The organism is Komagataeibacter sp. FNDCR2 (assembly GCF_021295395.1).
In the GTDB taxonomy this organism is placed as follows: Bacteria; Pseudomonadota; Alphaproteobacteria; order Acetobacterales; family Acetobacteraceae; genus Komagataeibacter.
This window is the reverse complement of sequence record NZ_JAIWOU010000001.1, coordinates 933,869-960,614: the sequence shown is the minus strand read 5'-3', so window position 1 is coordinate 960,614 and position 26,746 is coordinate 933,869. Positions and strand designations below refer to the sequence as shown.

Genomic DNA, 26,746 nt, shown 5'->3' with positions numbered 1-26,746 from the left:
TGGTGTCCGGCCACTGTTTTTGACGGAATTGAATCCCTCAACGGAACCCATGGCGTTCTTTTGCGTCGGGCTGTCAGGGTGCTGTGGTCCCGGTATTGCGGGGAGCATGCGAAGTGCAGCATATATACGGAAATTTTTGATTAAATGAATGTGTGTAATGATTAAATTACTTATCGCGGAAAATGCACGAAAAAAATATATTATAGCGCTGCTTTTTTTCTCCATTGTCACGCGGTTTGTTGCCCTGGGTAATCCACTTATCGGCGCTGATGAGGGGTTTTACCTGTTTGCAGGCGGCCGACTGCTGCATGGTGATCTTCCCTTTGTCGATATATGGGACAGGAAACCACTGGGTCTTTTTGTCCTTTACGCTTTTTTTCACCTGTTTGGCCCGTACCGGGTCTGGGTGTTCGGGATTGGCGCGCTCATTAGCGTCTGGCTGACAGGCGTTGTGTTGATGGGCATGGCCAGAACCATTGCCTCGGCTTCGGGGGCGTTTGTCGCCGCCTTGCTGTACATTGCCTGGACAGTGCTCGAAGGGGGAGAGGGGGGACAGTCTCCCGTTTTTTACAATCTCCTTGTAGCCATGGCGATGGCGCTTGTCGTGGATGGTCTTGTCCATCGATTTTCCAGCCCGCAGGACGTTGCGCGAACAGCGCGCAGGGTCATGTGCCTGTTCGGCATTGCAATACAGATAAAATATACAGTTATATTCGAGGGCGCTTTCGCTGGTTTTTTTCTGCTTTACTGTCTTTACAAAACCGGCGCATCCCTGCGCGCCATGTACTTGCACGCGCTGGCATGGGTGGCCATAGCGATTGCGCCAACAGCGGCCATCGGGCTGGCCTATCTGGTCATGGGCCACGGATATGACTGGTGGTATGCAAATATTCTTTCGATTTTCCATCGTAATCCCCTGCCTTCAGCCACGCGGGCGGGTATCACGATGTTCTGGCTGACCGCGCCACTGCTGCTGAGCTTTCCCCTGCGCGCCGTCATGGGTGTTCCCATGGCCGATGACAGGCAGAAAAGCTGCGCATTGTTTCTGAACCTGTGGGCCGCCGCCGCCGTCGGGGGCGTGTGCATTATGGGCACGCGTTATCTTCATTACGCCCTGCCTATGCTCCCGCCGCTTGCGGTCGCGGCCTCGACATTATGGAACCAGCGGGCGGGTAAGATCTGGCTCTGTCTTCTGGTCGTTTATGGCACCATACGTGGGCAGAACCTGCTTGTGAAACATCTCCATACACAAGGAAACGCCCACAGGTTTCGCTCTGTCGTGGCTGCGGTTTCCAATCCGGCCGGATGTGTTTTCGTGTATGGTGGTTCGTCTATCGTATATGACTTTACGAAATACTGCCCGCTTACGACCCATCCTTTTCCCGATCATCTGAGCAGCACGGTGGAGGAGCACGCAACGGGCATGAATCAGGCGGACGAAATCAGGAAAATCCTTTCAGGCAAACCTGCCTATATCCTTACACATGAACCCGCGGATGATGCGGAGAACATGCGGATACGGCAGATGGTGTACCAGGAAATCCACGCGCATTATCAGCCCACCTTCAGCACGGTCCAGAGGCAGAGGAACTGGGTGGTTTATAAACGGGTGGACTGAGTGGGGCGATGCGTGGCGCGACTATGCCACTGATCTGGTTGACGGGAATTCCTTTGGTGGATGCTGCGATCAGCAGGGCGAACGCCACCCTTGCATAAGGGGGCTTCACGGGAGCATCGCGACCAAAAACTTTCCAATGATTTTCGGAATATTCCCTGAACAGGCTTTTCAAAAGGAAAAGTCCAGAAAGCAACCTGAAGGGAACGACCGTAGGCGCGATAGAGGCCGGGAAGGTGGTCTCCATCGCAGCCCGCACGGGCCCGTTGGGGCGGACCGTGCAAACTTTTTAGCTGCTAAACCATTGGAAACTGGCGCGCCCTGCTGGATTCGAACCAGCGACCCACAGCTTAGAAGGCTGTTGCTCTATCCGACTGAGCTAAGGGCGCGGGACATGTCGTTGTGCCAGACGGGGCCTAATGCGTCCAGTTCTGGATACGATCATAACGGAAATTATCGGCATAGGCCTTGGCGCGGCGAATGCGGGGGGCAGGGATCTCGATATCGAAGGCGATGCCCTGCTCCGTGGCGTAGGCTACCGCGCTGTCCTGATCGGGGAACTGGAGCCGCACCTGTGAGGGCGTATCCGCGCTGCCGGTCCACCCCATGAGGGAATCGACATGGCGGGGGCGGTTCTGCCCATATTCCAGCACCCATGTGTGGGTGCCTGCCTGCCCTGACTGGGTGGAGGGCTTTGCTTTCCTGTAAATCCGGGCTCGCATGAACATTCCGTCTCCCTGGATATGGTCGGGGCGCCCGGACTCGAACCGGGGGCCTCGTGTACCCAAAACACGCGCGCTACCAGGCTGCGCCACGCCCCGCGACCACGAGCGGGAACCTATGTGGCAACTGCCGCGCTGGCAAGCACATTCTTGCAAAAAAATACCGCGCCCGTCATGCCCGCGGCAAGTCGTGCTGGCGGGCGCGGTAAACAACACCTCGTGTTGAGGGGTGGATCACTCTTCCCCGGCCGATTTGCTGGCCAGCGGCGGAATGAACAGCGGCGCGGTGTCCCACGGGAAGAGTACCCATGTGTCCTGCGGCACCTCAACCACGAAAAGATCCGTGATGGGACGGCCCGCGGGCTTGGCGTACAGGCACGCGAATACCGCCTTGGGCAGCATCTGGCGCACAAGCTGCGCCGTGACGCCGGAATCCACCAGGTCATCAATGATCACGAAGCCTTCGCCATTGCCGGCGACCTCGGGCTTCTTGATCATGTTGGGCTCGCCCATTTTCTCTTCATCGTAGGTTACGACGGACACGGTCTCGATCAGGCGGCAGTCCAGTTCACGGGCGATGATCGCGGCGGGGATCATGCCACCGCGCGTGATGGCCACGATTCCCCTGAAGGGGCCACGGGTAATCAGCGTGCTGGCCAGTTGGCGGGCATCGCGGTGCAGCTGGTCCCATGTTACGGTTGCGTAGCTTGTAGCCATCAGAAAAGTTTTCCTCCATCGGGAACACGGCCATCCGGGCGGATCAGGATGGCTTCTCCATTACTGTCGGGCATGCCCAGCGTCAGCACTTCACTGCGGAAGGTTCCGACCTGCCGGGGCGGGATGTTGATGACCGCGCAGACCTGCCGCCCGATCAGCCGGGCGGGGCCATACCGACGACTGACCTGCGCCACCGAATGTCGTGTCCCGATATGGGGGCCGAAATCAATGGTCAGCCAGAAGGCGTGCGCTCGCCCCTCGGGCACGGGCAGGGCCGCCACGACCGTACCGGCACGGATATCGAGCCAGTCACGCGCGTCCCCCTGCGGGGTGGCGGCGGTGGCATGCGGGGCGGGGTCTGTCATGGAACAGCTTTTGCCCGTGTTGGGGCGGATTTGCAAACGCGGGAACGTAATTTTCAGGCGGGGAAGCGTAGGAAATCCGCCATGGCTGCTGCTAGGATGGGAACATCATGTCTTCCGCCCCCCTCTCGCCCGCCACCAACGGGACCGAACCACCCGTCCGGCCCGATTCCCTTCGTCATAATCCGGGCCTTGTGGCGTTTCTGGCCGCGCGCACGGCTTCGTCCTTTTCGGCGTGCGTGCAGGCGGTGGCCGTGGGGTGGCAAATCTATGCGCTGACCCATAGCACGACGGCGCTGGCGCTGGTGGGGCTGGCGCAGTTCCTGCCCATGGTCGGGCTGCTGCTGCCCGCGGGCCATGCGGCGGATCATTTCAACCGGCAGGCCATTGTGGTGACGTGCCAGTGTATCGAGGCGGTTGCGGCGCTGTTCATGGCTATCGGCGCGCTGGGGGGCTGGACAACGCCGTGGATGATCTATGTCCTGGTCATCATATTCGGCGCGGCGCGTGCGTTCGAGATGCCGTGCCAGCAGACCTTCCTGCCCGCGCTTGTGCCCGCCCATGTGTTCCCGCGCGCGGCGGCGGTCTCGTCCTCCCTGTTCCAGGCCGCGGCAGTGACCGGCCCATCGGTGGGCGGGCTGCTGTACGGGGCGGGGGCGGGGGTGTGTTACCTTGTCTGCGCTGCCGGTTTCGCATGTGCGTGCATCGGTACGCTGCGCATCAGGCTGGCCTTCACGCCGCGTGCGCGCGCACCGCTTTCACGCGCGGCCTTTGTGGAGGTCATGCATTTCATGCGCGCCCGGCCCGATATGCTTGGCGCGATCTCCCTGGATCTGTTCGCGGTACTGCTGGGCGGGGCGACCGCCATGCTGCCGGTCTATGCCAGTGATATCCTGCATGCCGGTCCGCTGGGGCTTGGCCTGCTCCGGGCCGCGCCGGCCGTGGGGGCGGTGCTGTGCTCGCTCCTGCTGGTGTGGCGGCCGCTCAACCACCGCGCGGGGTCGCGCATGTTCGCGGCGGTGGCCCTGTTCGGGGTGGCGACCGTTATTTTTGCCCTGTCGCGCTCCATGGCGGTTTCCATCGTGGCGCTTGCTGTTCTGGGCGGTGCGGACGTGGTCAGTGTGGTGGTGCGCGGGGCGCTGGTGCAACTGCGCACGCCCGACAGTATGCGGGGGCGGGTTTCCGCCGTGAACATGCTGTTCCTTGGCTCCTCCAACCAGCTTGGCGAGTTCGAGAGCGGAATGCTCGCCAGCCTGGTCGGGCCGGTCGGCTCCGTGGCGCTGGGCGGTGTCGGCACGCTGGTTGTCACTGCCCTGTGGATACGGATGTTTCCCGCTTTATGGAAGCTGGACCGGCTGGATGACATTACCCCGGAATAACGGCGGGGCTGGAAATTCATGAACGGGTGAAAGCCGCCGTGCAGCGGGCATACCCCCTGTTTTCCTTCAGGGGGTGACGTGGCCTGCGTCCGTCCGGGGGGCCAGCAGGCGGAACAGCGGGCCGGTCAGCGCCGTGGAGATCACCGCCAGGACCATGAGCGAGGCAAAGGCGAAATCCGACAGCATGCCCTGCGCGTGCAGGATGGTGGCCGCCACGATTTCCATCAGTCCCTTGCATTGCAGGAGCGCGCCCATGCCAAGCGCCTGCCGCCGTGTCAGGTTCGGCGCGGGCGGGAAGATATAGACCGATCCCATCTTGGCCAGTACGGAAATGACAACCAGCAGCAGCGAGGCCGTGACCGAGGGCCATGTCAGCGCATCGCCATTGATATGCAGGCCGCTATGGCCAAAAAACATCGGCGCCAGCCAGATAAGCGAGAACGTCCCGACCCGTTCCACCGGCAGGCGCGCCACCCAGCGCGGCGGCATGAGCGCACCGGCGAAATAGGCTCCGATCAGTTCATGCAGCCCAAGCTGCATGCTCGCCCATGATCCCGCAGCCAGATAGATCGGCACCGCCGCCCATATGCCGCAGGCGGGGGGATTGGGCATATGGCGGGTTGCCCAGTTGCTGGCTATGGCCAGCGCGACCAGCAGTGCGACCGCCACGAATTCCAGCCCGGTCCAGCCATGCAGGGCGGCGGAGCCACGCGCCATGAACTGGAGCGCAACCAGCCCGATCCACAGGGCCGCGTCATCCACCACGGCCAGCTTGAGCGCAAGCTGTCCGATGGAACGCTGGACCGGGTCCAGTTCGCGTACGATCCCGATCAGCACGGGCAGCGCGCTGACGGCGATGCACAGCCCGATGGACATGGCCCCGATCAGGGGGCCGACATGCGGTGGCTGCCACCCATGCAGCGGCAGGAGGAAATAATAGACGCAGACCGACCCGAGCAGGAACGGCCCCCCCAGGGCGACCAGCGCGCCGCCCAGCAGCCGCCCCAGCGGCGGGGTGGGGATGGTATGGGCGGATGGGTGGACATCCGGATCCTGCCACATTTCCAGCCCGGCGGTGAACGCGAGCACCAGCACGGCCAGCCAGCCTATATTGTTGCCCAGAACGGACGGGATGCCGAACTGCTGCACCGGCGCATGCATGACAGCCAGTATGATCCCCAACAGGATCGGCAGGACGACAATAGGTATTGCCCGGCGCAACAGCCGCCATAATCCCCACGGGAAAATAACAAACAGGCCAATGTCAAGAACAAGTGCCGTAATGTCTGACAAATTGCATTCTTCCTTATTTATACCGCACATATGATATATAAAAATCTGGAAGCAAAATTTTATTTTTGTTAAGTTGTATAATATATGCAATATATGGCAGGCTACGCTTGCTTCGTCGCTGTTCCCGCGCTGCTGTCTTATCGGCCCGGAATGGATGTTCCCGCAGTGGGGAAAGGTCTGTAACGCGGGTTTTCTGGCCGGGTTTTGCGCCATGGCCGGGCTTATTCCCGCGCCCGCATGATTCCGGGCCTATGCTGCAAGGCCGCGCGGTTATTTCTGCCTCCTGTCCCCGACATCTCATGGAACAGGGGAAGGTTCACGCCTTATTGTGACCGGCGGAGGGCGGGAAAGACGGCTTTTGTGGTTGCGTAGGCTCAGGGCTGTTCCGCATCATGTACCGCCACAACAGGGAATGGCCCGGGATGTCCTCACATCGGTTATTACGTCATGCCATCGTCCTTGCGGGGCTTGTGGCGGGAAGCCATGCGCACGCCCAGAGCCACATCGTCACGATGGCGAAACTGGACTGGTCCACGGCCGGGCATCTGGCTTCAGAAGCCGTGCGGGCCTGTGCCGCGCAGGGTTATTCCGTTACCGCTACGGTTGTGGATACGACCGGCCACCAGCAGGCCGTGATCAAGGGAGACAGCGTGCCGCTGCAATCGCTCTCGGTGTCCTATCGCAAGGCTTATACGGCCTATTCCTACGGTCTGGCCTTCAACATGAATACGACCAGCGAACTGATCGCGGCCAAGGTGACCGGCCCGGCCAATGGCGCGCTCAATACCATTCCGGAGGTACTGTTCGTGCCGGGAGGGGTCACGTTACGTCGCGTATCCGATAATGTCGTGCTGGGCGGTATTGGTGTCTCGGGCGCGCCGGGCGGTGAAAAGGACGAAGCCTGCGCACAGGCCGCCGTCACGAAATTCAGGGCGGATTTCCATTAGAAGCGGTGTGAAACGCCTGCCCGGGGAATATGCCGGAAATCATAAGGGCGTTTTTGGTGAAGCTTTTTTTCAAGAAGCTTCCATGCCCGTTACTCTAACGGGCAATGGCCGTGGATAAATCCATCAGATGGAAAATCATATACGGCAGCCCGGCTGCTGCCGTACCCATATCGCGGGCATCGCATTGGAGCCTGAACGATCGGCTTTGTCGTGCCGTATTCTATTTTAAGGAAAGGTGGCTCCCGAAGTAGGACTCGAACCTACGACCCAGCGATTAACAGTCGCTTGCTCTACCAACTGAGCTATTCGGGATCAGCGTTGAGCAGCTTATAGCCATAGGGATGGGGAGGCGTAAACCCCCCTTTTGAACTTTTTTTCAAAAAGGGAAATAAGGGGGGCCATACCGGGCAAAAGAACGGTAACACCTTCGCATGGCAGGAGAAACCGTAACTGATGGTAGAAGAGAACAGGGGCGGAAAGCGGCTATTGCCGCGCCGTCGCGTGGTTATGCCGCTGCTGGCGGCGGCAGGATGCGCCATGGTGGGCGCGCAGTGGCTGCAAAGCCGCCAGCAGGCCCGTATCGTCCGGCGTGATGATGCCCTGCTGGATGGCGAACCCCATGACCTGACCCTGTCATGGCCTTATGCCGGGACGTCAACCCTATATAATGTGGCGCTCAGGCAGGACTTCTTTTCGCAGTACCGGCTGGATGTGCACCTGCGCGAAGGGGTGCTGACAGGGCGTGACGCCATTGCCGACCTTCAGGCCGGGCGGTGCATGGCGGCGGTGGCGCCCCTGCTGTCATGGCTGCAGGCCTTTCAGGCGGACGTGGTTCTGCCGGCCCGGCTTGTCATGGGGTTGCAGGCGGGCACGTTCCGCCTGCTGGTGCGCCGCCGGCTCAGAATCGCCAAGATCGAGGATCTCGTCGGGCACCGGATTGCCGTGCTGAATGCCGATATGGCCGATCGCCTGTTCTTTTCCGTCATCCTGCGGTGCAAGGGCCTCAATCCCGATACCGCCCCGAACTGGGTCATTCTGCCGCCTGACCAGATCGATGACGCCCTGCTGGCCGGAAGTGTCGATGCCGTGGCGCTGCACGATCCGCTGGCGTGGCAGTTGCTGGGCAACCCGGCGCTGGATCTGGTTGAGCTGGTCAATAGCGTGAACGGCCTGTATGCGCGCCGCACCAACCTTGCCCTGGGGATCTCGGCCGACGTACTGCAACAGACGCCATCCGCCGCCGTGGCGCTGGTGCTGGCGTTGTCCAGTGCCGCCCGCTGGCTACCCGCGCATATGCCCGAGGCCGCGACCCTGCTTGACGGCCGGGTGGCGGGCATGCGGCAGGATGCGATCCTGCAGATGATGCGCCACGAGGTACTGGGCATAAGCCCCGTCGGCAACGACCTGAAAATCCAGATCGCGCGTTATGTGGATGAACTGAAACTGCTGGGCCTGTTCCCTGACAGCCTCGATTCCGCGGGCTACGCACGCCATATCTCGGCCGATATCCTGCATCACGGGCCGGGAGCCCGCCCGTGATGCAGGGCTTGGCGGGGCGTCAGCGCACGTCGCGATAATAGGGCTGCGCCAGCGCGGCCGGGGCCGCCATGATGCGCCGCATGCGGTGCCAGACGACCACGGGCACGATTATGAAGGCCATCGTGCCCAGATAGGGCAGCATGTTCAGGAATGCGGGATCAATCGGCCAGTTATGTGCCTGCCCGACAAAGGACAGCGCCGTGACCAGCCCGAACAGGAGTGCTGAAAGTGTAACGATAACCGGCCGGTAGCCCGCAAAGATAACCAGCGCCAGCGCAATCCAGCCACGTCCCGCCACCATGCCTTCGGACCATACCGGCACATAGGTCAGCGTCAGGTAGCCGCCCGCCATGCCCGCGAAAGCCCCGCCAAGGGTGACGTACCAGAACCGCATGGCCATGACGGGTATGCCCGCCGCATCCGCCGCCGCCGGGTTTTCCCCCACCGCGCGCATGTTCAGACCGTGGCGCGTGCGGAACATCACGAAATGTACCAGCAGCGGCAGCAGCACGTATATCGGTACGATCAGGATGTTCTGACCGAACAGCGCCGGACCGATGACCGGAATGGCGGAAAGCAGCGGGATATTGACATGCCCGAAGATCGCATCCACCGGCTGCCCCGCATAATTATGCCCCAGCGCGGTGGACAGACCCAGCCCCATGAAGGTGGTCGCCAGCCCGCACAGCACCTGGTTGGCCCGCATGACCACGGCGCCAAAGGCGAATACCATCCCCCCCAGCGCCCCCACCATGATGGCGGCCAGCAGCCCGACCCAGGGGGAGTGAACGGAAAACACGGTAATGACCGCCGTGACCGCGCCCAGCGCCATAAGCCCTTCCACGCCCAGGTTGGTCACGCCCACACGTTCGGCCAGGACTTCCCCCAGCGCGGCAAGGGCGAGTACGCCACCGGCCAGTACGGCGGTGGCCAGCATGCCCGTCAGCAATGTGATCATGATAGTTTTCCCTCCGCCGCCACCTTGGCCACCGGCCGGTAATGGGCCAGTTCATCCCCGATCGCGATCATGAACAGGATCAGCCCGGTAATGGCCAGAATGACCGAGGCCGAAAGCTGCTGCGTCTGCATGACAATGCCGGAATCAAGGATGAGCGCCATAAGCAGGGCGGCCGGGATCACGTTCAGGCACGACCCCCGCGCCAGCACCGCCACCACAATGCCCAGATAACCGAAATTATTGGCCATTCCGCCCTGCAGGCGGTGGACCGTGCCCGCGACTTCAAACATGCCGGCCAGTCCCGCCAGACCACCCGAAAGCAGCATGACCGAAATAATGCGCAACTGCACCGGAATCCCGGCATAGCGCGCGGCTTCCGGGTTCGCCCCGCCAATACGGATTTCATAGCCCCACCGGGTATGCGACAGCACCAGCGCCAGCCCGATCACGATGACAATGGCCACCGGGAAGCCCCAGTGCACGATGCCCCACATTTCGGGAATGGAAACCGGCAGCCGCTGGGTGGAGACCTGCGCCCCGCTGATCCTGTCCCGCCACGGGCCGGTGGTCAGGTAATAGGTCAGGAGCGATGCAATGAAGTTGAGCAGCAGGGTGGTGATGATCTCATTCACCCCGGCATAGGCGCGCGCCAGCGTCGGCACCGCGATCCACGCCATGCCCCCCACAATCCCCGCGATGGTCATGAGCGGCAGGAGGACAGACGCTGGGCCATGCAGCCCCAGCGCCACGCCGGTCGCGGCGATGGCGCCGGCATAGAACTGGCCCTCCGCCCCGATATTCCATAGCCCGATCGTGCCGCATACGGTTACCGCGGCGCCGGTCAGCAGCAGCGGGCACATGAACAGGGCCAGATCCTCCAGCCCGAAGCGCGACCCCAGTGTGGAACGCACGATCAGTTGCGCCAGCATGAGCGGGCTGTGCCCGGCCAGCGCCAGCACCCCGGCGATGATGAACAGTGACACGATGATCGCCACCAGCCGGAGGGCGAGAATCCGTCCCGCGGGCGCCGTTGGCAGGCGCTGGAATGCACGTGTGGCCATTAATGTGCTGCTCCTGGTTGCATGTCGGTCGGTTCGCGCCCGCCCATAAGCATACCGATTGTGGCGATGTCGGCCCCCTCGGCCTCGATGACGGACATGAGACGGCCATGGAACATGACCCCGATCCGGTCCGATACATTCAGCAGGTCTTCCAGATCCTCCGAAATGAAGACGACGGCCACCCCCTGGTCACGCAGGTCGGTCAGGTAGCCCAGCATGGTGGCGATGGCCCCGATATCCAGCCCGCGCGCGGGATAGGCCGCGACCAGAACCCGGCTGGCGATGCGGATTTCCCGCCGGGCGACCAGCCTCTGCTGGTTACCGCCCGACAGGTTGCGCACCGGCATGGCGAAATCGGGAATGGTGACCTGCGCCAGCTCCGCGATCTCGCCCGCCAGCGCGCTGGCGGCGGTGGCGTCGTACAGCCCGTGCCGCCCGATGGGGGGATGGGCATATTCGCGCAGCGCCATGTTGGTCGTGATTGACAGCGAGGGCGCCAGCGCGCTGCGCAGCCGGTCCTCGGGTATGTGGCCCACGCCCGCTGCGGCGAATAGGGCGGGATCCGCGCGGGTGACCAGGCTGCCATCAAGCACGATCTCGCCCGATGTGCGGGCCATGAGGCCGGTCAGCACATGCGTCAGTTCGCGCTGTCCGTTACCGGCCACACCCGCGATGCCCAGAATCTCGCCGCCATGCAGGTCAAGGCTGACATCGCGCAATGTATCCACGCCCCGGTCGTCGCGCACGGTGACATTGCGCAACTGCATGATCGGGGTGGGGGCGATCGGGGCCGCCCCGTCGGGGCGGGTGCGCATGTTGCACCGGACAATGTCACGGCCCACCATGGTCGCGGCCAGCATGGAGGGCGTGCACTCCGCCGTGTTGAACGTGCCGACCTTGCGCCCGCGCCGCAGGATGCTCACCCGATCGGAAATCTCCATCACCTCGTCGAGTTTATGGCTGATGATGATGACGGCATTGCCCTGCGCCCGGAAGGCCCGCAGCGCGCGGAAGAGTTCCTGCGTCTCCTCCGGTGTCAGGACGGCCGTGGGTTCATCCATGATCAGCAGGCGGGCCTTGCGCGCCAGAACGCGCAGGATCTCGACACGCTGCTGCTCCCCGGCCGACAGGTCGCATACGCGCGCATCGGGCCGGACGGGAAAGCCGAAGCGTTCCGAAATCTCGCGCGTGCGGGCCTCCATGACGGCGGGAGACGCGATGCGGGGCGCCTCATCCCAGCCCAGATGGATGTTTTCGGCCACGCTAAAGGCTTCCACCAGCTTGAAGTGCTGATGCACCATGCCGATGCCCGCGCGGATCGCATCCTGCGGGGAGGCGAAGGTCTGGCCATAGCCATCCAGGATGATCTCGCCTTCCTCCGGCTGGTAGATGCCGGTTACGACATTCATCAGCGTGGACTTGCCCGCCCCGTTTTCACCCAGCAGGGCATGGATTTCGCCCGGCCAGACATCCAGATCCACGTCCTTGTTGGCCACGACGCCGGGAAAGAGCTTGGCGATGCCGCGCAACTGCAGGATGGGCGGCGTGCCCGGCGCCATGCCGGGCGGGTTGGTGGGTTTATTCAAGACCGGATACTCCCGCCACAGCCCAGTCGCTGTGATAGATGTCCACATCGCTCAGCGTGACGCCCGCAGGCACGCGCAGGCGACCGTGATTGTCGTGAATGGGGCCGCTGAACGGGGTGTACCCCGCCAGCATGCGCGCGCGCATGTCATCGGCCTGCCGGGCCACGGCCTGCGGCACGGTCGGACCCCAGGCATCGCGGTCCACGCCCCTGCCCAGTGTCAGGAAGCGGCCTTCGGGCTGCCATTCGCCCGCCAGCAGGCTGCGGACCTGCGCGATGTAGAATTCGTCGAAATCCAGCGTGACGGAACTGACATAGGCCTGCGGCCCGTAGCTGAGCATGCCGGTATTCCACATCGCCGCCTTGATCCCGCGCTGCGTGGCCACACGCAGATAGGCCGGTTCATCCATGATCCCGCACAGGAAATCACACCCGTTATCGGCCAGGGCGGTTGCGCCCTGCGTCGCGGCCTGCGGGTCGAACCATGAATTGGTGGTGATGGCCTGCATCGTGATGGACGGGTTGATCGACTGCGCGCCCAGCAGGGTGGCGTTGGCGCTGGCATAGACGGACGGGATGGGAAAGGAGCCCAGAAAGCCGAGCTTGCCGGTGCGGGTCATGAGCCCCGCCGCGATGCCGATGACATAGCTGGCGTACCAGTGCGCGACGTAATACCAGCCCAGGTTGCCGGTCAGGGTGGATCCGTCACATTCCATGAAGGCGACATCGGGCGCACGGTCCGAGACATCCTTCATGAAGTCACCATATTCTGATGTGGAGAAGACCATCTGCGCGCCTTCCGCCACGAACTGGCGGAAGATTCGCGTGGCGTCGGCGGAATAGGGCACGCTTTCCACATAAATGGTGCGCACCTGCGGAAAGGTCCGGCGTATGGCCCGCATGCCCCGGTCATGCACCATGGACCAGCCGCCATCGGTAATCGGCCCCGGATGGCCGAATGCGATGACTGCCTCCGATTCCGCCAGTGGCCTGCGCCATGCGGGCTGGCCGGTCGCGGCCCTGCCGGTGCGTGGCAGCAGCAGGCCACTACCCGCCGCCCCGGCCATGCCCAGCATGTTCCGGCGTGTTGTCAGCAGCCGCCCCCGCGGCCCTGAAACTGTCATAAGCTATGATCCCCCTGATAATCCATGCCGCACCCCGTTGCGGCAACATGACGTGTCGGTCCCGTGCGGATGCTCCTGCTACTTCGTGATGGGTTCGTTATGGTAGTAAACGTTACGCGACAAGGACATGCAAGGCCACACTCATGCGGCATGGCCCGGCATGGAAGTGTTATTCATGCCGTGGTGTTATGGGCGGCATGCCCGCCAGTAGGCGCCAGCCGGCTTCATCCATGGTGGTCACGCCCAGTTCGGCCGCCTTGCGGACCTTGGAGCCGGCTTTTTCGCCCAGCACCACGATGTCCGTCTTTTTCGATACGCTATCGGACACCCGCGCGCCCAGCCGTTCGGCCACCGCGCGGGCTTCGGGGCGGGTCATGGTGACGAGCGTGCCGGTGAAGACGATGGTCTTGCCCGACAGCGCGCCCTCGGCCACCATTTCCTCATCCGTGACCCGCGCCAGCACGCTGTCCAGGTCATCCAGCGTTGCGCGGTTATGTTCCTCGGCGAAGAAGGCCACCAGTTCATCGGCAATGGCGGTGCCGATGCCGGTGATCGAGCCGAGTTCCAGCCTCTCGTCCGAGCCGATGATGGCGGCCTTCTCCATCTGCTGGCGCCAGTTGGCCAGGGATCCGTAATGCCGCGCCAGAAGGCGGGCGTTGTTGATGCCGATGCGGCGGATGCCCAGCGCGTAGATCAGCCGTGACAGTTCGATCGTCCGTCGCGCCTCGATGGCGGTGACCAGATTATGGGCCGAGAGCTTGCCCCAGCCATCCCGTCCGGCGATTTCGGCTTCATGCACATGAAGGCGGAAAATATCGGCAGGCGTGCGCAGCCAGCCCAGTTCGTGGAACTCCACGATCGTGCGCTCACCCAGCCCGTCGATGTCGAATGCATCGCGTGAGACGAAATGGGTCAGCCGCTCCACCACCTGCGCGGGGCAGGTCAGCCCGCCGGAGCAGCGCCATACCACCTCGCCCTCCGGGCGTTCGGCATGCGCCCCGCATATGGGACAGACATGTTCGAAAACATACGGGGAGCGTTCCACATCGCGCGGCAGCACCACGCCCGTCACCTGCGGGATCACGTCGCCCGCGCGCTGGACATGGACAAGGTCGCCCTCGCGTATGTCCTTGCGGGTGATCTCGTCTTCATTATGCAGGCTGGCGCGGGTTACGATCACGCCGCCCACATTGACGGCCTGCAAAAGTGCCACCGGCGTCAGCGCGCCGGTGCGCCCGACCTGGATCTCGATTTTTTCAAGCCGCGTGATGGCCTGTTCGGCGGGGAATTTCCACGCCACCGCCCAGCGCGGCGCGCGGCCGGCAAAGCCCAGACGTTCCTGCAGGGCGCGGTCGTCAAGCTTGTACACCACACCGTCAATGTCGTAATCCAGCGCCGAGCGTCCGCGTGCGAGCCGCGCCATGAAGGCTTCGGCTTCAGCCGCGTTGCCCACCCGCAGGCTTAGCGGATTGACGCGCAGACCCCAGGCCTCAAGCTGTTTGAGATAGTCATGATGGGTCGCCGCCAGTGGCGCGCTGCAAAAACCGGCGGCATAGGCGAACAGGGAGAGCGGGCGTTTCGCGGTAATGGCCGGGTCAAGCTGGCGCAGGGAACCGGCGGCGGCGTTGCGCGGGTTGGCGAAGGGTTTTTCCCCCGCGCGTTCCTGCGCCGCGTTGAGTTCCAGAAACGCCTGTTTGGACAGGAAGACCTCCCCGCGTATTTCAATCACATCAGGGTAGGGGGCGGGCAGATGGTCGGGAATGTCGTCCATCGTGCGCAGGTTGGCGGTCACGTCCTCGCCTTCGGTGCCGTCACCGCGCGTGGTGCCGCGGATGAACCGGCCGTGTTCATAGGTGAGGCTGATGGACAGGCCATCGATCTTGGGTTCCGCGACAAAGGCCAGTTCGTGCGCCTGCGCCTCCGTCAGGCCCAGGAAACGGGCGATACGGTTGATGAAGGCATCGAATTCCTCCCGCCCGAAAACGTTGTCGAGCGAGAGCATCGGCACCATGTGCCGGTGGCGGCGGAACGGGCCGGAAGCGGGCGCGCCAATGTCCTGCGCCGGGCTGTCGGCGCGGCGCAGGCCGGGGAAACGCTTTTCCAGCAGGGTATTGAGCGTGCGCAGCCGGTCATATGTCGCATCATCGACAAGCGGCGCATCCGCCTGATGGTAGGCCGCATCCAGTTGGCGCAGCAGCCGGGCAAGCTGCTCCAGCGTGCGGGCGGCCTGTGCTTCATCGGTCTCCTCGGCAGTCTGTTCGGCCAGCAGGCGGCGGGCTTCTTCTTCGGCGGGGGGGGGAGTCGTCGGGCGGGGGGGCAATGTCAGTCCCCTTTCAGCAGGCTGTCAGCCGCGGCACGGGCGGCGGAGGTAATGGTGTCACCAGAGAGCATGCGGGCGATTTCCTCGCGCCGGGCCTGCGTGTCCAGCGGGGCGGCATGGGTTTCCGTCCGGCCACGGCTGACACTCTTGCTTATGCGCAGATGTGCGTCCCCCCGCGCCGCGACCTGCGGGCTGTGGGTGACGACCAGTACCTGCACGCTGCGGCCCACGGTATAGAGCCGCTCCCCGATGGCGCTGGCGGTGGCCCCGCCCACGCCGGAATCCACTTCATCAAAGACCAGCGTGGGAATGGCCGAACGCCCCGCCAGCACGACCTTGAGCGCCAGCATGAGACGCGATAGCTCCCCCCCCGACGCCACCTTGGCCAGCGGGCCCGGCGGCTGGCCGGGGTTGGCCGCGATCAAGAAAGAGGCCTGCTCCTTGCCGCGCGCGTTCCACGCTTCCGCCTCCAGCGGGACAAGCTCGACGATAAAGCGGGCGCGTTCCAGCCGGAGCGGCTTCAGTTCCGCCATCACGGCCTGTTCCAGCCTGCGGGCCGCCTTTTCGCGCGCGGCGGTCAGTTCAAGGGCGACGGCCTCGAAACCGGCACGGGTTTCGGCCACCCGCCTTTCCAGCGCATCGATGCGGGCATTGCCTGAATCGAGCGCGCCCAGCCGTTCCGCGAACGCGGCGAGCAGCCCCGGCAGTTCCGGCACGGAGACGCCATGCTTGCGGGCTTCCGCGCGCAGGGCGAACAGGCGCTCTTCCGTCTGTTCCAGCAGGCGCGGGTCGGCCTGCGCGTCCGAAGCGAGGCGGGAAAGCAGGTTTTCAGCCTCGGCCAGCGCCTCTTCCGCCCGTTCCAGCGCATTGAGCGCTTCCTGCGCCGCCGCCTGTTCGGTGGCGCCCACGGCCTCGGGGTTCAGGTCGGTGGGGGCGGGCAGCAGGCGTTGCAGCGCGCGGCTGGCATTGCGCAGCGCGGATGCGGGCCCGGGGGAGCGCCGGTCGCGCGGCGACAGGTCAGCCAGTGCCGCGGCTATGGCCTCCGCCCGGCGTTCCCCCTGCTGCAGGGCCTGACGCAGCCCGGCAAGCTGGGCTTCCTCATCTTCCTGCGGGGCGAGCGTGCCCAGGTCATCCACCGCCTGGCGCAGCCAGTCTTCCTCCCGCGCGGCATTTTCCATTTCCGCGCGGGCGGCGGCCAGTTCCGCCGTGGCCTCGATCCACTGGCGGTAGGCCCCCGCCGTGCGGCCGCGCAGGTCGGGCGGGGTGCCAAAGGCATCGAGCAGATCCAGATGCGTGGCCTGATCGGCCAGCCCCATCTGTTCGTGCTGGCCCTGAATTTCCACCAGCAGCGTGGCCGCCCGCCGCAACAGGCTGATGGCAACCGGCTGGTCATTGATATAGGCGCGTGAACGGCCATCGACCGTCACGACCCGGCGCAGCAGGATGGGTTCGTGCGCATCATCCAGCGCAATGCCCTGTTCGCTTAACAGCAGGTGCAGCGGGTGGGTGGGGCTGATCTCGAAACAGGCGCTGACACTGGCCTGCTCGCATCCCGCACGCACCAGTGACGCGCTGGCGCGTTCCCCCAGCGCCAGGCCGAGACTGTCCAGCAGGATGGATTTTCCGGCCCCGGTTTCCCCCGTCAGCACGGTCAGGCCGGGGGGGAAGGCCAGATCCAGTTTTTCGATCAGGACCACATCCCGTATCGAGAGCTGTGTCAGCATGCAGGTTTCCTGTTCAGCACAAGCCGTTGGCGGAAATCAGAAAATCGAATGCCATGCCCGCGAGAAGATGTTGCGGCCCTGCTTGTGGTCCGGGGCGTCCACCCCCTTGAGCAGATGGTGCGCGCGCAGGTGATCGTACGCATCGTGGTACCATTTGCTGCTGGGGTAGTTATAGGCCAGCACCGCGCCGGTCTTGCGGGCCTGTTCCAGCAGGCCCATGTCCAGATAGACCTCCACCAGCCGTTCCAGCGCCTCGGGCACATGGTTCGTGGTCTGGAAATCCTGCACCACGCGCTGGTAGCGGCCGGCGGCGGCGGGAAAGTCGTTCTGCTGCTGGTAGTAGCGCCCCACCAGCATTTCCTTGCCCGCCAGATGGTCGCGGCACAGGTCGATCTTCAACTGCGCATCGCGTGAATAGGGGCTTTGGGGGAAGCGGGTAATGACTTCCTCCAGCGCGTCCATGGCCTCCACCGTGCCCTGCTGGTCGCGCTGCACGTCAGCGACCTGTTCGTAATAGCACAGCGCGCGCAGATAGAAGGCATAGGCGGCGTCCCCGCTGGTGGGGTGCAGTTCCAGAAAACGGTCAAGCTGCTGCACGGCTTCGGGATATTTGTTCAGCAGGTAGTTGGCGTAGCCTTCCATAAGCTGCGCATTGGCCGTGTAAGGGGAATAGGGATAGTTGCGTTGCAGGGTGTCGAACTGGTTGACCGAAAGCAGGTAACGGTCGGAACGCAGGGCATCCACGCCGTTATTGTACAGTGTTTCCGCCGAACCGACGCGGGGCGCGCGTTCGTTGATGCTGCTGGCGCTGTTGCCACATGCCGCCAGAAGGGAGGCGACGGGCACAAACGCCAGCCAGCGGGCCGCATGGCGGGCATTGCGCAGTGACTGCGGGGTATATCGTGATCTGCGTACGAACATGCCGGCTCTTCCAGTTACGGAAGCTTTATATCATGTGCCGGGGGAGGGTGAAGTCTTCGCGTGCGGATTTCGCCCCTTCCCATCACGCGGCCTTGATGTGCGGCAGGCGCGCCGGTGTGGCGGACGGGATCTCGCGCCAGTTCGCCTGATCGGAGAACAGCTTGCGCAGCAGGCGGTTATTGAGCGTATGCCCCGATTTATGGCCCCGGAAATAGCCATGGATCATGCCGCCAGCCAGGTGGAGGTCGCCAATCGCGTCGAGAACCTTGTGGCGCACGAACTCATCGGGGTGGCGCAGTCCCGTCGGGTTGAGGACATGATCGCCACTGACGACGATGGCGTTGTCCAGCGACCCCCCACGGGCCAGCCCGATGGCGTGCAGGTGTTCGATTTCAGGTTGCAGCACGAAGGTGCGGGCCGCGCTGAGCTGCTTGTGGAAGTGGCGGCTATCCATCCGTGCGGTGTAGCGCTGCCGACCAATGGCCGCGGCCGGGAAATCAATGGAAATATCGATCAGCAGCCCCGGTTCCCTGCTGGGGGAGAGTTCGGCATAGGCATCGCCATCTTCCACCCGCACGGTCCGGTTGATGTAGATGTTCCGGCGCGGGGCCGCCTGCGGCCGGATGCCCGCGCATTCGATCAGGAAGACGAATTCAGCGGCGGAACCATCAAAAACCGGGATTTCGGGGCCATTGACGTCAATGAAGACATTGTCGATGCCGCATCCCGCCAGCGCCGCCATCAGGTGTTCCACCGTGGCGATCCGGGCGCTGGCGTCGGCCTGCGGGTCATGGGCCAGCACCGTACTCAACCGGGTATCGACCACCGTATCATAATGGGCGGCGAGGGGGGGCAGATCCCCCCTGTCCTCGCGCCGGAACACGATTCCGGTGTTCTCCGGCGCGGGTGAAAGGCGCAGGGTAATGCGTGCGCCCGTATGAAGGCCCGTGCCCACGCTGCTGATCGGCTGGCGCAGGGTATGCTGCATCTGCCCGCTATCGGGGGATTGTGGCATGTAGGGGGCGCCTGTCTGCGGCAACATGCCGTCCATTGCCTGTATCCTTGGCGGAAGAGTGGGAGAACGCGCAGTAAGTGGCATGGTGAATGCTACTGCGTTGTCGCCCATTCGGACAGTCAAGGATTATTGCCTATTGTTACCTATTGGATACCACGATCCGCGACCCGCACCAAAGCAGGTCGCGCCCGCATTCGTTACGATGAGCGCCGACGCAGGAAGGCCGGAATGTCCAGCCCCCCGTCATCGGCCGCGGGGGCGCCACCCGCCGGCTGTTCCGGCTGGGGCTGCTGCGGCGCCTGCTGCTGCACGGAGGGTTCGGTGCGCGGCGCCGCTTCCGGCTGTGGCGGGGTGGAATGGCGGCGCAGCGCGCCGGTCACGATTCCGAACAGGCTGCGCGGCGCGGGCTGCTGTGGCTCGGGTGCCGGGGCCTTCGCGCTTTCGGTAAACAGGGGGGAGCGTGGCGATCCACGCTGCGCCTGGGCCACCTGCGGCGGCACGGCATCGGGGGAGGGAGCCTGCGGTGCCGCCGGGCGCGCCGGCTGCGGCGGCGTGGCGGTGGCAGCGGGCTGTCCCGCCGGAGTCGCGGCGGTGGCGGGCTGGGCCGCTGCCGTGGCGCCGGGCATGGGGGGCGTGGCCTGCGGGGCGGCAGCCGGAGTCGCGGCGGGGGCGACGGCCTCGGCAGGCTGCTGGGGCGGCTGCGCCGTGGCGCGTGAGGGCGGGTTGTCGATGCCCGTCGCCACCACGGAGACGCGGATGCGCCCGTTCAGCGCCGTGTCGATGGCGGAACCGAAGATGATGTTGGCGTCTTCGGCCACTTCCTCCCGGATGCGGTTGGCGGCCTGATCCACCTCGAACAGGGTCAGATCCTCGCCACCCGTGATGTTGATGAGCAAGCCCTGCGCGCCCGCCATCGACGTATCTTCAAGCAGCGGGTTGGAAATCGCGTCCTCGGCGGCAGCGATGGCGCGGTTTTCGCCCTCGGCCTCGCCCGTGCCCATCATCGCCTTGCCCATTTCCGCCATGATGGTGCGGATATCGGCAAAGTCGAGATTGACCAGGCCGGGCGCCATCATGAGGTCGGTGACACCGCGCACACCCATGTACAGCACGTTGTCCGCCATCTTGAACGCGTCTTTCCAGCTTGTGCGCTCATTGGCCAGCCGGAACAGGTTCTGGTTCGGGATCACGATCAGCGTATCGACGAACTGCTGGAGTTCGGCAATGCCCGCATCCGCCGATTTGGCGCGCCGCCCCCCTTCGAACGTGAAGGGCTTGGTCACGACGCCCACGGTCAGGATGCCACGTTCACGCGCCATGCGCGCGATGACCGGCGCGGCCCCCGTGCCGGTGCCGCCGCCCATGCCCGCGGTGATGAACACCATATGCGCGCCATCCAGATGGCGCGACAGCTCGTCGCAAGCCTCTTCCGCCGCGGCGCGGCCGATTTCCGGCTTCGCGCCCGCGCCAAGGCCCTGCGTCAGGTGCGGGCCAAGCTGGATGCGGCGGTCGGCGCTGCTGTGGGAGAGCTGCTGGGCATCGGTGTTGGCGACAACGAATTCCACCCCCTGCAACTGCGAATGGATCATGTTGTCCACCGCATTGGTCCCACCACCGCCAACGCCGATCACCGTAATGCGGGGGGTGAAATCGGAATGATTCTGTTGCGGGATGGTCAGGTTGAGGGTCATGCTTGGCTCCCGATGGATTGGGGTAGGCGGGCTGGCATACGAATGGCTAAATTACAATAAAGGGTTTCTGCACAATGTCATACCCTTTCGCGTATGAAATCCATAAAACGTCGCACGAGACCGGCGGGGCGGGCGTCGCGCGTGTCGGGTTCGCCCATTTCATCGGCGGCCCCGGCGGCCCAGGCCAGCAGCCCGGCGGAAGTCGAGAACATGGGCCACGTCGCCGCGTTTTCGGGCAGGCCGACAATGCGGCGCGGGCGGCCCAGCCGGACCTGGCGGTTCAGGATGCGCGCGGCCATCGGCCCGATCCCTTCCAGTAGCGAGCCGCCGCCGGTCAGGATCACGCGGCCGTCGGACGCGGGGCCGACGGCGGCCATTTCCAGCCTGTCCCTTACCATTTCCAATGTTTCCTCCACGCGCGGATGTATGATCGAGACAATTCTTGCACGGGGAATTCTGACATAATGATGGTCGTTGTCACCGATCAGCTGCACCAGGATGGAATCATGGTCGTCCCCCCCCAGCAGTTCGGCCGATCCATGCATGGTCTTCAGCCGCTCGGCATTGTCGATGGACGTGGACAGCCCATGGGCGATGTCGCGGGTGATGTGCAGGCCGCCCACGGGAATCGTGGAGGTATGCAGCAGCCGCCCCTCCCCGAACACCCCGATCGAGGTGGTGCCGCCGCCCATGTCCACCACCGTGGCGCCAAGGTTGCGTTCGTCCTCGTTCATGACCGCAAGGCCGGAGGCGAGAGGGGATGAGACCATCCCCTCGATCTTGAGCTCCACGCGCGACAGGACGGCCTCGAGGTTGCGCAGGGCCGTGGTGTTGGCGTCAATCACATGCAGCCGGGCGGATAGCAGGTCACACAGATGCCCGCGCGGGTCGAGCACTTCCTGCGTGTCGTCCACCGCGTAATCCAGCGGCAGGGTATGGATGGCCGACCGCCCTTCCGATACGGCGCGCAGGCGGCCTTCGGCAATGATGCGGCTGACATCGGTCTTTGTGATCTCGCGCCCGCCAATGGGCCAGCGCGCGTTGATATGCCGGCTTTCCGGATGGCCGCATGACAGGTTGACGAAAATCGAGTCCCGGCGTTCCGTCGCCATGTCCTCCGCCTGCGCCACGGCGGCGCGGATGGCGCTTTCCGCCTCGCGCAGGTCCACGATCCCGCCCGAGCGCACCCCGTGCGAGCGCCGCCAGCCATGGCCGAGGATGCGGATCGTGTTATCCGGCTCCCCCCGCCCGATCAGGCACACGATCTTGGTCGAACCGATATCCAGCACGCTGAACGGGCCCGTGCGCAGCCTGCGCGCGGGGGGGCGTTCATCCGTGGGTACCAGCGCGCCCGCCGTGCGTGAACGGGGCACGGGCGCTGGCAGGCCGGAGCCGCGAATGGCGGGCACCGGGGCGGTGGGTGTGGTTGCGCGTGTTGCGGGAAGGGTCGGCTGGACCGTTCCCGGCACTGGATATGTCATGCCCGCCTCCGTATCGGACCGGTATCGGGGGAAAGCCATGGCGCGGCAGGCGCCTGATCCCCCGTGGGGGCCGCCTGTGGCGGTGTGTCGCCCCTGTCCCCGTCGTTATCATTCGGCGGGGCAGGCGGATTTTCACGTATGATCAGGCGATCAGGCAGGCGCATGTCTATGGCGATAACCGGCCGGTCCAGTATTCTTATACTTTGCTGCATCTGTGCAAGCCGCTTCAGGGCCGCGACTTCCTGGCCTTCGGGCAGCAAGATGGTGGTGCCGTTGCGCAGGGTCAGGTTCCACCGGCGCTGGCCCACGCGCGCCGCCGCCACCACATGGGCACGCACCTCGGGCTGCGCCGAAAGTTCGTCTATCAGTGCCGCCGCCGCCGTATTGGCGTCCGGGCCGACCACCAGCGGCAGTTGCATGAAGGCCTCGGCATCCTTGCCGGTCATGCCCTGGTCGCGCACCTGGTTGCCTTCACGGTCGATCAGCATGAAATGGCCGTGATTCTGCCATACCGCGAAGGGACGCCGCTCGAACAGGTGGATGATGATGGTGTGCGGCAGGTGCCGCTCCACCACGGAATGATCGACGAAGGGCAGCGCGTCGATACGCTGGCGCGCGGCGGTCATGGAAAAGCCGAGGATGAAATCCCCCGTCCGCACGCCCAGCGCCTCCTGCAGCGCGGCTTCGCTGGTCAGCACGCAGCCGGTCACGTCGATCTCGGTTATCCGCAACGGCAGCATGTTGATGATCCGGTTGCGCAGCGGCGCGAAACGCGGGTCGGAGCCGAAATGCCGGAACGTCAGGACGCCGGCGGCCACGAATCCGGCCAGCACCAGCAGCACGAGAAACGGACGCAGCAGTCGCCGCTGCCGGCGCACGAAGATCGAGAGCCGGGAGGGACGGTGGCTGCTGTCGGCCGGTCGCTTCATGTACGGCAGGTCGCGTGGTCGATCATCCACTCGCACAGGGTGGCATAGTCCATGCCGCATGCGGCGGCCTGCTCGGGCAGGAGGGAGGTCGGCGTCATGCCCGGCTGGGTATTGGTTTCCAGAATGACAAGGCGGCCGGGGCCGTCCGGGGCCGCTGTGTCATCGTAACGGAAATCCGTGCGGCTGGCCCCCCGGCAGCCCAGCGCGCGGTGGGTGGCCAGCGCCAGTTCACGCGCCTGTTCAAAGGCCGTGGGGTGGATCCGCGCGGGAAGCTGGTGGCACGAACCGCCCGTGCTGTATTTGGCCTCATAGTCATAAAAATCCGCAACGCCGCCCGCGGGTGTTATGTCGGTTACGGTCAGCGCGCGGTCTTCCAGCACGCCCACGGTCAGTTCACGGCCGGGCACGTATTCCTCCGCCAGTACATGCGTGCCGAAGGACCATGAACGCGCGACCTCCGCCCGGCGGTTGCTGGCGGGGTGGATGATCGCGACGCCGACCGATGATCCCTCGTTCAGCGGCTTGACGACATAGGGCGCGGGCAGCGGATCCGCCATTTCCAGTTCGGTGGGGGTCACGAGCAGCCCGGTCGCCACCGGCAGCCCGGCGGCGGCGAAGACCCGGCGCGCCGCATCCTTGTCCATGGCCGTGGCCGAAGCCCGGACACCGGAATGGGTATAGGCGATGCCCATCCAGTCCAGCACGCCCTGAATGGATCCGTCTTCCCCAAAGCGGCCATGCAGGGCGTTGAACACGACATCGGGCGCGTGATCGCGCAGGTCGCGCACGATGGAAAGCAGGTCCTCGCCCGCGTCGATGCAGCGCACGTCATGCCCCCGGCCGCGCAGGGCCTCGGCCACGTTGCGCCCGCTGTTCAGGCTGACCGTGCGCTCGGCTGAGAGGCCGCCCATCAGGACGGAAATCTTGCGGCGTGTCATGCGTCTTCTTCCCTGCCAGTAGCCGCCGGGCGACCGATCCGCCGGATTTCCCAGCGCAGTGTGACGGCGGTATGGTCATGCACGCGCTGGCGCACCGTCTCCCCCAGCCGTTCCAGGTCGCCTGCGGTGGCATTGCCCGTGTTGAGCATGAAATTGCAATGCTTCTCGCTCATCTGCGCGCCGCCGATCTTCAGGCCACGGCACCCGGCGGCGTCGATCAGTTCCCATGCCTTGCGTTCGGATTCGTCGGGTGCGGGATTGCGGAAGGTGGACCCCCCGGTGCGGGCGCGGACGGGCTGGGCTGCCTCGCGCGCGGCGCGGATGTCCTCGATACGCTGGCGGATGGCGGCGGGCAGGGCTTCGTTCGCGTTCAGCCGCGCCCGCACCACCACTGCCTGCGCGGGCAGGGTGGCGTGGCGGTAGCTGAAATCCAGCGACGCGGCGGGCAGGCGCAGCAGCCTGCCGTCGCGCGTCACCACCTCCACCCAGTCCATGACCGTGGCCATGTCCGACCCGTAGGCCCCGGCGTTCATGGCCACCGCGCCCCCGATCGAGCCGGGTATGCCCGCCAGGAATTCCAGCCCACCCAGCCCGGCCTGGGCCGCATGTTCGGCAACGGTCACGTCCAGGCAGGCCGCCCCCACGATCAGCCCGTTCCCGTCGCGCGTGATGGTGGAAAAACCACGGGCAAGGCGGATGACCAGCCCGTCAATGCCGCCATCGCGCACGATTACGTTCGAACAGGCCCCGAGTGCGAGTACCGGCACCTCCAGCGGGAGGCAGCGCAGCACGCGGGCCAGATCTTCCGCGCTGGCCGGCTGGAACAGGAGTTCCGCCGGCCCCCCCACGCGGAACCACGTGCGCGCGCCCAGCGGGGCCTGCGCGGTCAGGCGGCCACGGGGACGGCAGGGATCCGTATCCAGAACCCCGGCCCATTGGGGCAGGGCAGGTGCGGGGGCAGTTTCGCTCATTTACTGGGCATCCGCCTTCTGCGTGGCCACGGGGCGCGCGCCGGGCTGAAGCTCCGCCAGTTGCGCGGGCAGCGCCTGCGCCCAGTTGGTGATGCTGCCCGCGCCAAGGCAGACGACAAAATCGCCCGGCCGGGCAATGGCGTTGATCATTTCGGCCAGATGCTCCGGCCCCGGCAGCGGCACGACGGAACGGTGCCCGCGTTCGCGCAGCCCCTCGACCAGCGCGTCGCGGTCGATCCCGTCGATCGGCTGTTCACCGGCGGCATAGACATCGGCAATGATGACCGTGCCCGCATCGTTCATGCAGGTGCAGAATTCATTGAACAGGGTCTGGAGGCGCGAATAGCGGTGCGGCTGCACCACCGCGATCACGTTGCCCGCCCCGGCCTGACGCGCCGCCTTCAGCACGGCGGCGATTTCCACCGGGTGGTGGCCGTAATCGTCGATGATGGTGATGCCGCCGGTCTCCCCCGTGCGGGTGAAGCGGCGCTTGACGCCCCGGAAGGCCGCGAAGGCGGAGCGGATGGTGGCGTCGTCTATCTCCATCTCGGTGCCGACGGCGATGGCGGCCAGCGCGTTCTGCACGTTATGGTGGCCCAGCATGGGCAGGCGGAACGGCCCCGCCCGGCGCGAACGGTTGCGGTTGCGGCTGGTGATCACGACCTCGAACGTGGCGCCCAGCTTGTCGGTAATGACCTTTTCGGCCCGCACATCCGCCTGGGGCGAGAAGCCGTAGGTGATGATCCGGTGGTCCGACAGGCGCGGGATCATCTGCTGCACGGCGGGATGGTCGATGCACAGCACCGCGAAGCCATAGAACGGGATGTTGGACACGAACTGGTCATACGCCGCCTGCATGGCCTCTTCCGTGCCCCAGTGGTCCAGGTGCTCGGGGTCCATGTTGGTCACGACCGTAATGACGGAGGGCAGGCGCAGGAACGAGCCGTCGCTCTCATCGGCCTCGACCACCATCCAGTCACCTGAACCCATGCGGGTATTGGTGCCGTAGGCTTCGATGATGCCACCGTTGATGACCGTGGGGTCCAGCTTCGCCGCTTCCAGCACGGCGGCGACGAGGCTGGTCGTGGTGGTCTTGCCATGCGTGCCGCCCACAGCGATCGACCAGCGCAGGCGCATGAGCTCGGCCAGCATCTCCGCCCGGCGCACGACCGGGATCAGCCGCGCGCGGGCGGCCACGACCTCGGGGTTGTCACGCTGCACGGCGGTGGAGGTCACCACGACCTGCGCATTGCCCAGGTTCGCCGCGTCATGGCCTATGGTGACCGGAATTCCGGCGGCGCGCAGGCGCACGACATTGGCGTTTTCAGCAATGTCGGAACCCTGCACCACATAGCCAAGCATATGCAGCACTTCGGCGATGCCGGACATGCCGATTCCGCCGATGCCGACAAAATGGATGGTGCCAATGGAAAGGGGCAGGGCTCTCATGCAAT

General features: G+C 64.8%; 23 protein-coding genes and 3 tRNA genes. 4 read left to right on the top strand and 22 right to left on the bottom strand.

Annotated features, from left to right (window positions below; translation table 11 throughout):
* Window positions 1–166: 166 nt before the first annotated feature.
* A complete protein-coding gene (locus tag LDL28_RS04450; protein WP_233057393.1) occupies window positions 167–622 on the bottom strand; it encodes a hypothetical protein in 456 nt (151 codons plus the stop codon).
* Between the two features lie 159 nt (window positions 623–781).
* Between LDL28_RS04450 and LDL28_RS04445 the strand changes: the two genes are divergently transcribed.
* The gene (locus tag LDL28_RS04445) at window positions 782–1,618 is read left to right on the top strand and encodes a hypothetical protein (RefSeq protein WP_233057392.1); all 837 of its coding nucleotides are present in this window, start codon (window positions 782–784) and stop codon (window positions 1,616–1,618) included.
* A 309-nt stretch (window positions 1,619–1,927) separates the two neighbouring features.
* Here LDL28_RS04445 and LDL28_RS04440 read toward each other — a convergent pair.
* The 5 genes from LDL28_RS04440 to LDL28_RS04420 all read right to left on the bottom strand — a co-directional run bounded on the left by LDL28_RS04440 (window position 1,928) and on the right by LDL28_RS04420 (window position 3,419).
* Window positions 1,928–2,004: transfer RNA gene (locus tag LDL28_RS04440), tRNA-Arg, on the bottom strand.
* 27 nt (window positions 2,005–2,031) lie between these two features.
* The gene (locus LDL28_RS04435; RefSeq protein ID WP_233057391.1) at window positions 2,032–2,337 is read right to left on the bottom strand and encodes an ETC complex I subunit; all 306 of its coding nucleotides are present in this window, start codon (window positions 2,335–2,337) and stop codon (window positions 2,032–2,034) included.
* 22 nt (window positions 2,338–2,359) lie between these two features.
* Window positions 2,360–2,436: transfer RNA gene (locus LDL28_RS04430), tRNA-Pro, on the bottom strand.
* Window positions 2,437–2,571: 135 nt separating this feature from the next.
* Window positions 2,572–3,054 (bottom strand): xanthine phosphoribosyltransferase, encoded by a 483-nt coding sequence (gene gpt / locus LDL28_RS04425; RefSeq protein WP_233057390.1) that lies wholly within the window; start codon window positions 3,052–3,054, stop codon window positions 2,572–2,574.
* On the bottom strand, window positions 3,054–3,419 hold the full coding sequence (locus LDL28_RS04420) for a tRNA-binding protein (RefSeq protein ID WP_233057389.1): 366 nt from the start codon (window positions 3,417–3,419) through the stop codon (window positions 3,054–3,056). The genes gpt and LDL28_RS04420 overlap by 1 nt, the downstream gene beginning before the upstream one ends.
* Window positions 3,420–3,526: 107 nt before the next feature.
* Between LDL28_RS04420 and LDL28_RS04415 the strand changes: the two genes are divergently transcribed.
* Entirely contained in the window at window positions 3,527–4,795 is a 1,269-nt protein-coding gene (locus LDL28_RS04415) for an MFS transporter (protein WP_233057388.1), read from the top strand.
* A gap of 66 nt (window positions 4,796–4,861) precedes the next feature.
* Here the strand turns inward: LDL28_RS04415 and LDL28_RS04410 are convergent, their stop codons facing one another.
* Window positions 4,862–6,088 carry a cation:proton antiporter gene (locus LDL28_RS04410; protein WP_233057387.1) on the bottom strand — a complete coding sequence of 409 codons (1,227 nt, stop codon included), beginning with the start codon at window positions 6,086–6,088 and terminating at the stop codon, window positions 4,862–4,864.
* Between the two features lie 422 nt (window positions 6,089–6,510).
* Between LDL28_RS04410 and LDL28_RS04405 the strand changes: the two genes are divergently transcribed.
* Window positions 6,511–7,035 carry a heme-binding protein gene (locus LDL28_RS04405; protein ID WP_233057386.1) on the top strand — a complete coding sequence of 175 codons (525 nt, stop codon included), beginning with the start codon at window positions 6,511–6,513 and terminating at the stop codon, window positions 7,033–7,035.
* 236 nt (window positions 7,036–7,271) lie between these two features.
* On the opposite strand, the gene LDL28_RS04400 is transcribed toward LDL28_RS04405, so the two are convergent.
* A tRNA-Asn gene (locus LDL28_RS04400) sits at window positions 7,272–7,347 on the bottom strand.
* A gap of 141 nt (window positions 7,348–7,488) precedes the next feature.
* On the opposite strand from LDL28_RS04400, the gene LDL28_RS04395 reads away from it, so the two are divergent.
* Window positions 7,489–8,574 carry an ABC transporter substrate-binding protein gene (locus tag LDL28_RS04395; RefSeq protein ID WP_233057385.1) on the top strand — a complete coding sequence of 362 codons (1,086 nt, stop codon included), beginning with the start codon at window positions 7,489–7,491 and terminating at the stop codon, window positions 8,572–8,574.
* Window positions 8,575–8,593: 19 nt separating this feature from the next.
* On the opposite strand, the gene LDL28_RS04390 is transcribed toward LDL28_RS04395, so the two are convergent.
* The 14 genes from LDL28_RS04390 to murC form a co-directional block, all read right to left on the bottom strand.
* A complete protein-coding gene (locus tag LDL28_RS04390) occupies window positions 8,594–9,532 on the bottom strand; it encodes an ABC transporter permease (RefSeq protein WP_233057384.1) in 939 nt (312 codons plus the stop codon).
* The gene (locus LDL28_RS04385) at window positions 9,529–10,593 is read right to left on the bottom strand and encodes an ABC transporter permease (RefSeq protein ID WP_233057383.1); all 1,065 of its coding nucleotides are present in this window, start codon (window positions 10,591–10,593) and stop codon (window positions 9,529–9,531) included. Before LDL28_RS04385 ends, LDL28_RS04390 begins: the two co-directional genes overlap by 4 nt.
* Window positions 10,593–12,152, bottom strand: a complete 1,560-nt coding sequence (locus LDL28_RS04380; RefSeq protein ID WP_233059186.1) for an ABC transporter ATP-binding protein — start codon at window positions 12,150–12,152, stop codon at window positions 10,593–10,595. The genes LDL28_RS04385 and LDL28_RS04380 overlap by 1 nt, the downstream gene beginning before the upstream one ends.
* Before the next feature lie 19 nt (window positions 12,153–12,171).
* Window positions 12,172–13,302, bottom strand: coding sequence for a BMP family ABC transporter substrate-binding protein (locus LDL28_RS04375; RefSeq protein WP_233057382.1), 1,131 nt, complete (start codon window positions 13,300–13,302; stop codon window positions 12,172–12,174).
* Between the two features lie 169 nt (window positions 13,303–13,471).
* Window positions 13,472–15,571 (bottom strand): NAD-dependent DNA ligase LigA, encoded by a 2,100-nt coding sequence (gene ligA, locus LDL28_RS04370; protein ID WP_233059185.1) that lies wholly within the window; start codon window positions 15,569–15,571, stop codon window positions 13,472–13,474.
* 53 nt (window positions 15,572–15,624) lie between these two features.
* The gene (recN, locus tag LDL28_RS04365; protein WP_233057381.1) at window positions 15,625–17,346 is read right to left on the bottom strand and encodes a DNA repair protein RecN; all 1,722 of its coding nucleotides are present in this window, start codon (window positions 17,344–17,346) and stop codon (window positions 15,625–15,627) included.
* A 36-nt stretch (window positions 17,347–17,382) separates the two neighbouring features.
* Window positions 17,383–18,267, bottom strand: a complete 885-nt coding sequence (locus LDL28_RS04360) for an outer membrane protein assembly factor BamD (protein ID WP_233057380.1) — start codon at window positions 18,265–18,267, stop codon at window positions 17,383–17,385.
* Window positions 18,268–18,349: 82 nt separating this feature from the next.
* Window positions 18,350–19,318 (bottom strand): UDP-3-O-acyl-N-acetylglucosamine deacetylase, encoded by a 969-nt coding sequence (gene lpxC, locus LDL28_RS04355; protein WP_233057379.1) that lies wholly within the window; start codon window positions 19,316–19,318, stop codon window positions 18,350–18,352.
* 161 nt (window positions 19,319–19,479) lie between these two features.
* Complete coding sequence (gene ftsZ, locus LDL28_RS04350; RefSeq protein WP_233057378.1) at window positions 19,480–20,973, bottom strand: cell division protein FtsZ; 1,494 nt, start codon at window positions 20,971–20,973, stop codon at window positions 19,480–19,482.
* Between the two features lie 77 nt (window positions 20,974–21,050).
* Window positions 21,051–22,454 (bottom strand): cell division protein FtsA, encoded by a 1,404-nt coding sequence (gene ftsA / locus LDL28_RS04345; protein ID WP_233057377.1) that lies wholly within the window; start codon window positions 22,452–22,454, stop codon window positions 21,051–21,053.
* The gene (locus LDL28_RS04340; RefSeq protein ID WP_233057376.1) at window positions 22,451–23,383 is read right to left on the bottom strand and encodes a cell division protein FtsQ/DivIB; all 933 of its coding nucleotides are present in this window, start codon (window positions 23,381–23,383) and stop codon (window positions 22,451–22,453) included. Before LDL28_RS04340 ends, ftsA begins: the two co-directional genes overlap by 4 nt.
* On the bottom strand, window positions 23,380–24,321 hold the full coding sequence (locus LDL28_RS04335; RefSeq protein ID WP_233057375.1) for a D-alanine--D-alanine ligase: 942 nt from the start codon (window positions 24,319–24,321) through the stop codon (window positions 23,380–23,382). The genes LDL28_RS04340 and LDL28_RS04335 overlap by 4 nt, the downstream gene beginning before the upstream one ends.
* On the bottom strand, window positions 24,318–25,292 hold the full coding sequence (murB, locus tag LDL28_RS04330) for a UDP-N-acetylmuramate dehydrogenase (protein ID WP_233057374.1): 975 nt from the start codon (window positions 25,290–25,292) through the stop codon (window positions 24,318–24,320). The genes LDL28_RS04335 and murB overlap by 4 nt, the downstream gene beginning before the upstream one ends.
* The gene (gene murC, locus LDL28_RS04325) at window positions 25,293–26,741 is read right to left on the bottom strand and encodes a UDP-N-acetylmuramate--L-alanine ligase (RefSeq protein WP_233057373.1); all 1,449 of its coding nucleotides are present in this window, start codon (window positions 26,739–26,741) and stop codon (window positions 25,293–25,295) included.
* Between the last annotated feature and the right edge of the window lie 5 nt (window positions 26,742–26,746).

Excerpts from the sequence above, each read along its gene's own strand:
- LDL28_RS04450 (WP_233057393.1), bottom strand. The coding sequence starts at position 622 with ATGGACAAGACCATCCACGACAAGCGCCATCGCCATGGCTACAAGGAG.
- LDL28_RS04445 (WP_233057392.1), top strand. The coding sequence starts at position 782 with ATGTACTTGCACGCGCTGGCATGGGTGGCCATAGCGATTGCGCCAACA.
- LDL28_RS04435 (WP_233057391.1), bottom strand. The coding sequence starts at position 2,337 with ATGCGAGCCCGGATTTACAGGAAAGCAAAGCCCTCCACCCAGTCAGGG.
- gpt (WP_233057390.1), bottom strand. The coding sequence starts at position 3,054 with ATGGCTACAAGCTACGCAACCGTAACATGGGACCAGCTGCACCGCGAT.
- LDL28_RS04420 (WP_233057389.1), bottom strand. The coding sequence starts at position 3,419 with ATGACAGACCCCGCCCCGCATGCCACCGCCGCCACCCCGCAGGGGGAC.
- LDL28_RS04415 (WP_233057388.1), top strand. The coding sequence starts at position 3,527 with ATGTCTTCCGCCCCCCTCTCGCCCGCCACCAACGGGACCGAACCACCC.
- LDL28_RS04405 (WP_233057386.1), top strand. The coding sequence starts at position 6,511 with ATGTCCTCACATCGGTTATTACGTCATGCCATCGTCCTTGCGGGGCTT.
- LDL28_RS04395 (WP_233057385.1), top strand. The coding sequence starts at position 7,489 with ATGGTAGAAGAGAACAGGGGCGGAAAGCGGCTATTGCCGCGCCGTCGC.
- LDL28_RS04390 (WP_233057384.1), bottom strand. The coding sequence starts at position 9,532 with ATGATCACATTGCTGACGGGCATGCTGGCCACCGCCGTACTGGCCGGT.
- LDL28_RS04385 (WP_233057383.1), bottom strand. The coding sequence starts at position 10,593 with ATGGCCACACGTGCATTCCAGCGCCTGCCAACGGCGCCCGCGGGACGG.
- LDL28_RS04380 (WP_233059186.1), bottom strand. The coding sequence starts at position 12,152 with ATGGCGCCGGGCACGCCGCCCATCCTGCAGTTGCGCGGCATCGCCAAG.
- LDL28_RS04375 (WP_233057382.1), bottom strand. The coding sequence starts at position 13,302 with ATGACAGTTTCAGGGCCGCGGGGGCGGCTGCTGACAACACGCCGGAAC.
- recN (WP_233057381.1), bottom strand. The coding sequence starts at position 17,346 with ATGCTGACACAGCTCTCGATACGGGATGTGGTCCTGATCGAAAAACTG.
- LDL28_RS04360 (WP_233057380.1), bottom strand. The coding sequence starts at position 18,267 with ATGTTCGTACGCAGATCACGATATACCCCGCAGTCACTGCGCAATGCC.
- lpxC (WP_233057379.1), bottom strand. The coding sequence starts at position 19,318 with ATGGACGGCATGTTGCCGCAGACAGGCGCCCCCTACATGCCACAATCC.
- ftsZ (WP_233057378.1), bottom strand. The coding sequence starts at position 20,973 with ATGACCCTCAACCTGACCATCCCGCAACAGAATCATTCCGATTTCACC.
- ftsA (WP_233057377.1), bottom strand. The coding sequence starts at position 22,454 with ATGACATATCCAGTGCCGGGAACGGTCCAGCCGACCCTTCCCGCAACA.
- LDL28_RS04340 (WP_233057376.1), bottom strand. The coding sequence starts at position 23,383 with ATGAAGCGACCGGCCGACAGCAGCCACCGTCCCTCCCGGCTCTCGATC.
- LDL28_RS04335 (WP_233057375.1), bottom strand. The coding sequence starts at position 24,321 with ATGACACGCCGCAAGATTTCCGTCCTGATGGGCGGCCTCTCAGCCGAG.
- murB (WP_233057374.1), bottom strand. The coding sequence starts at position 25,292 with ATGAGCGAAACTGCCCCCGCACCTGCCCTGCCCCAATGGGCCGGGGTT.
- murC (WP_233057373.1), bottom strand. The coding sequence starts at position 26,741 with ATGAGAGCCCTGCCCCTTTCCATTGGCACCATCCATTTTGTCGGCATC.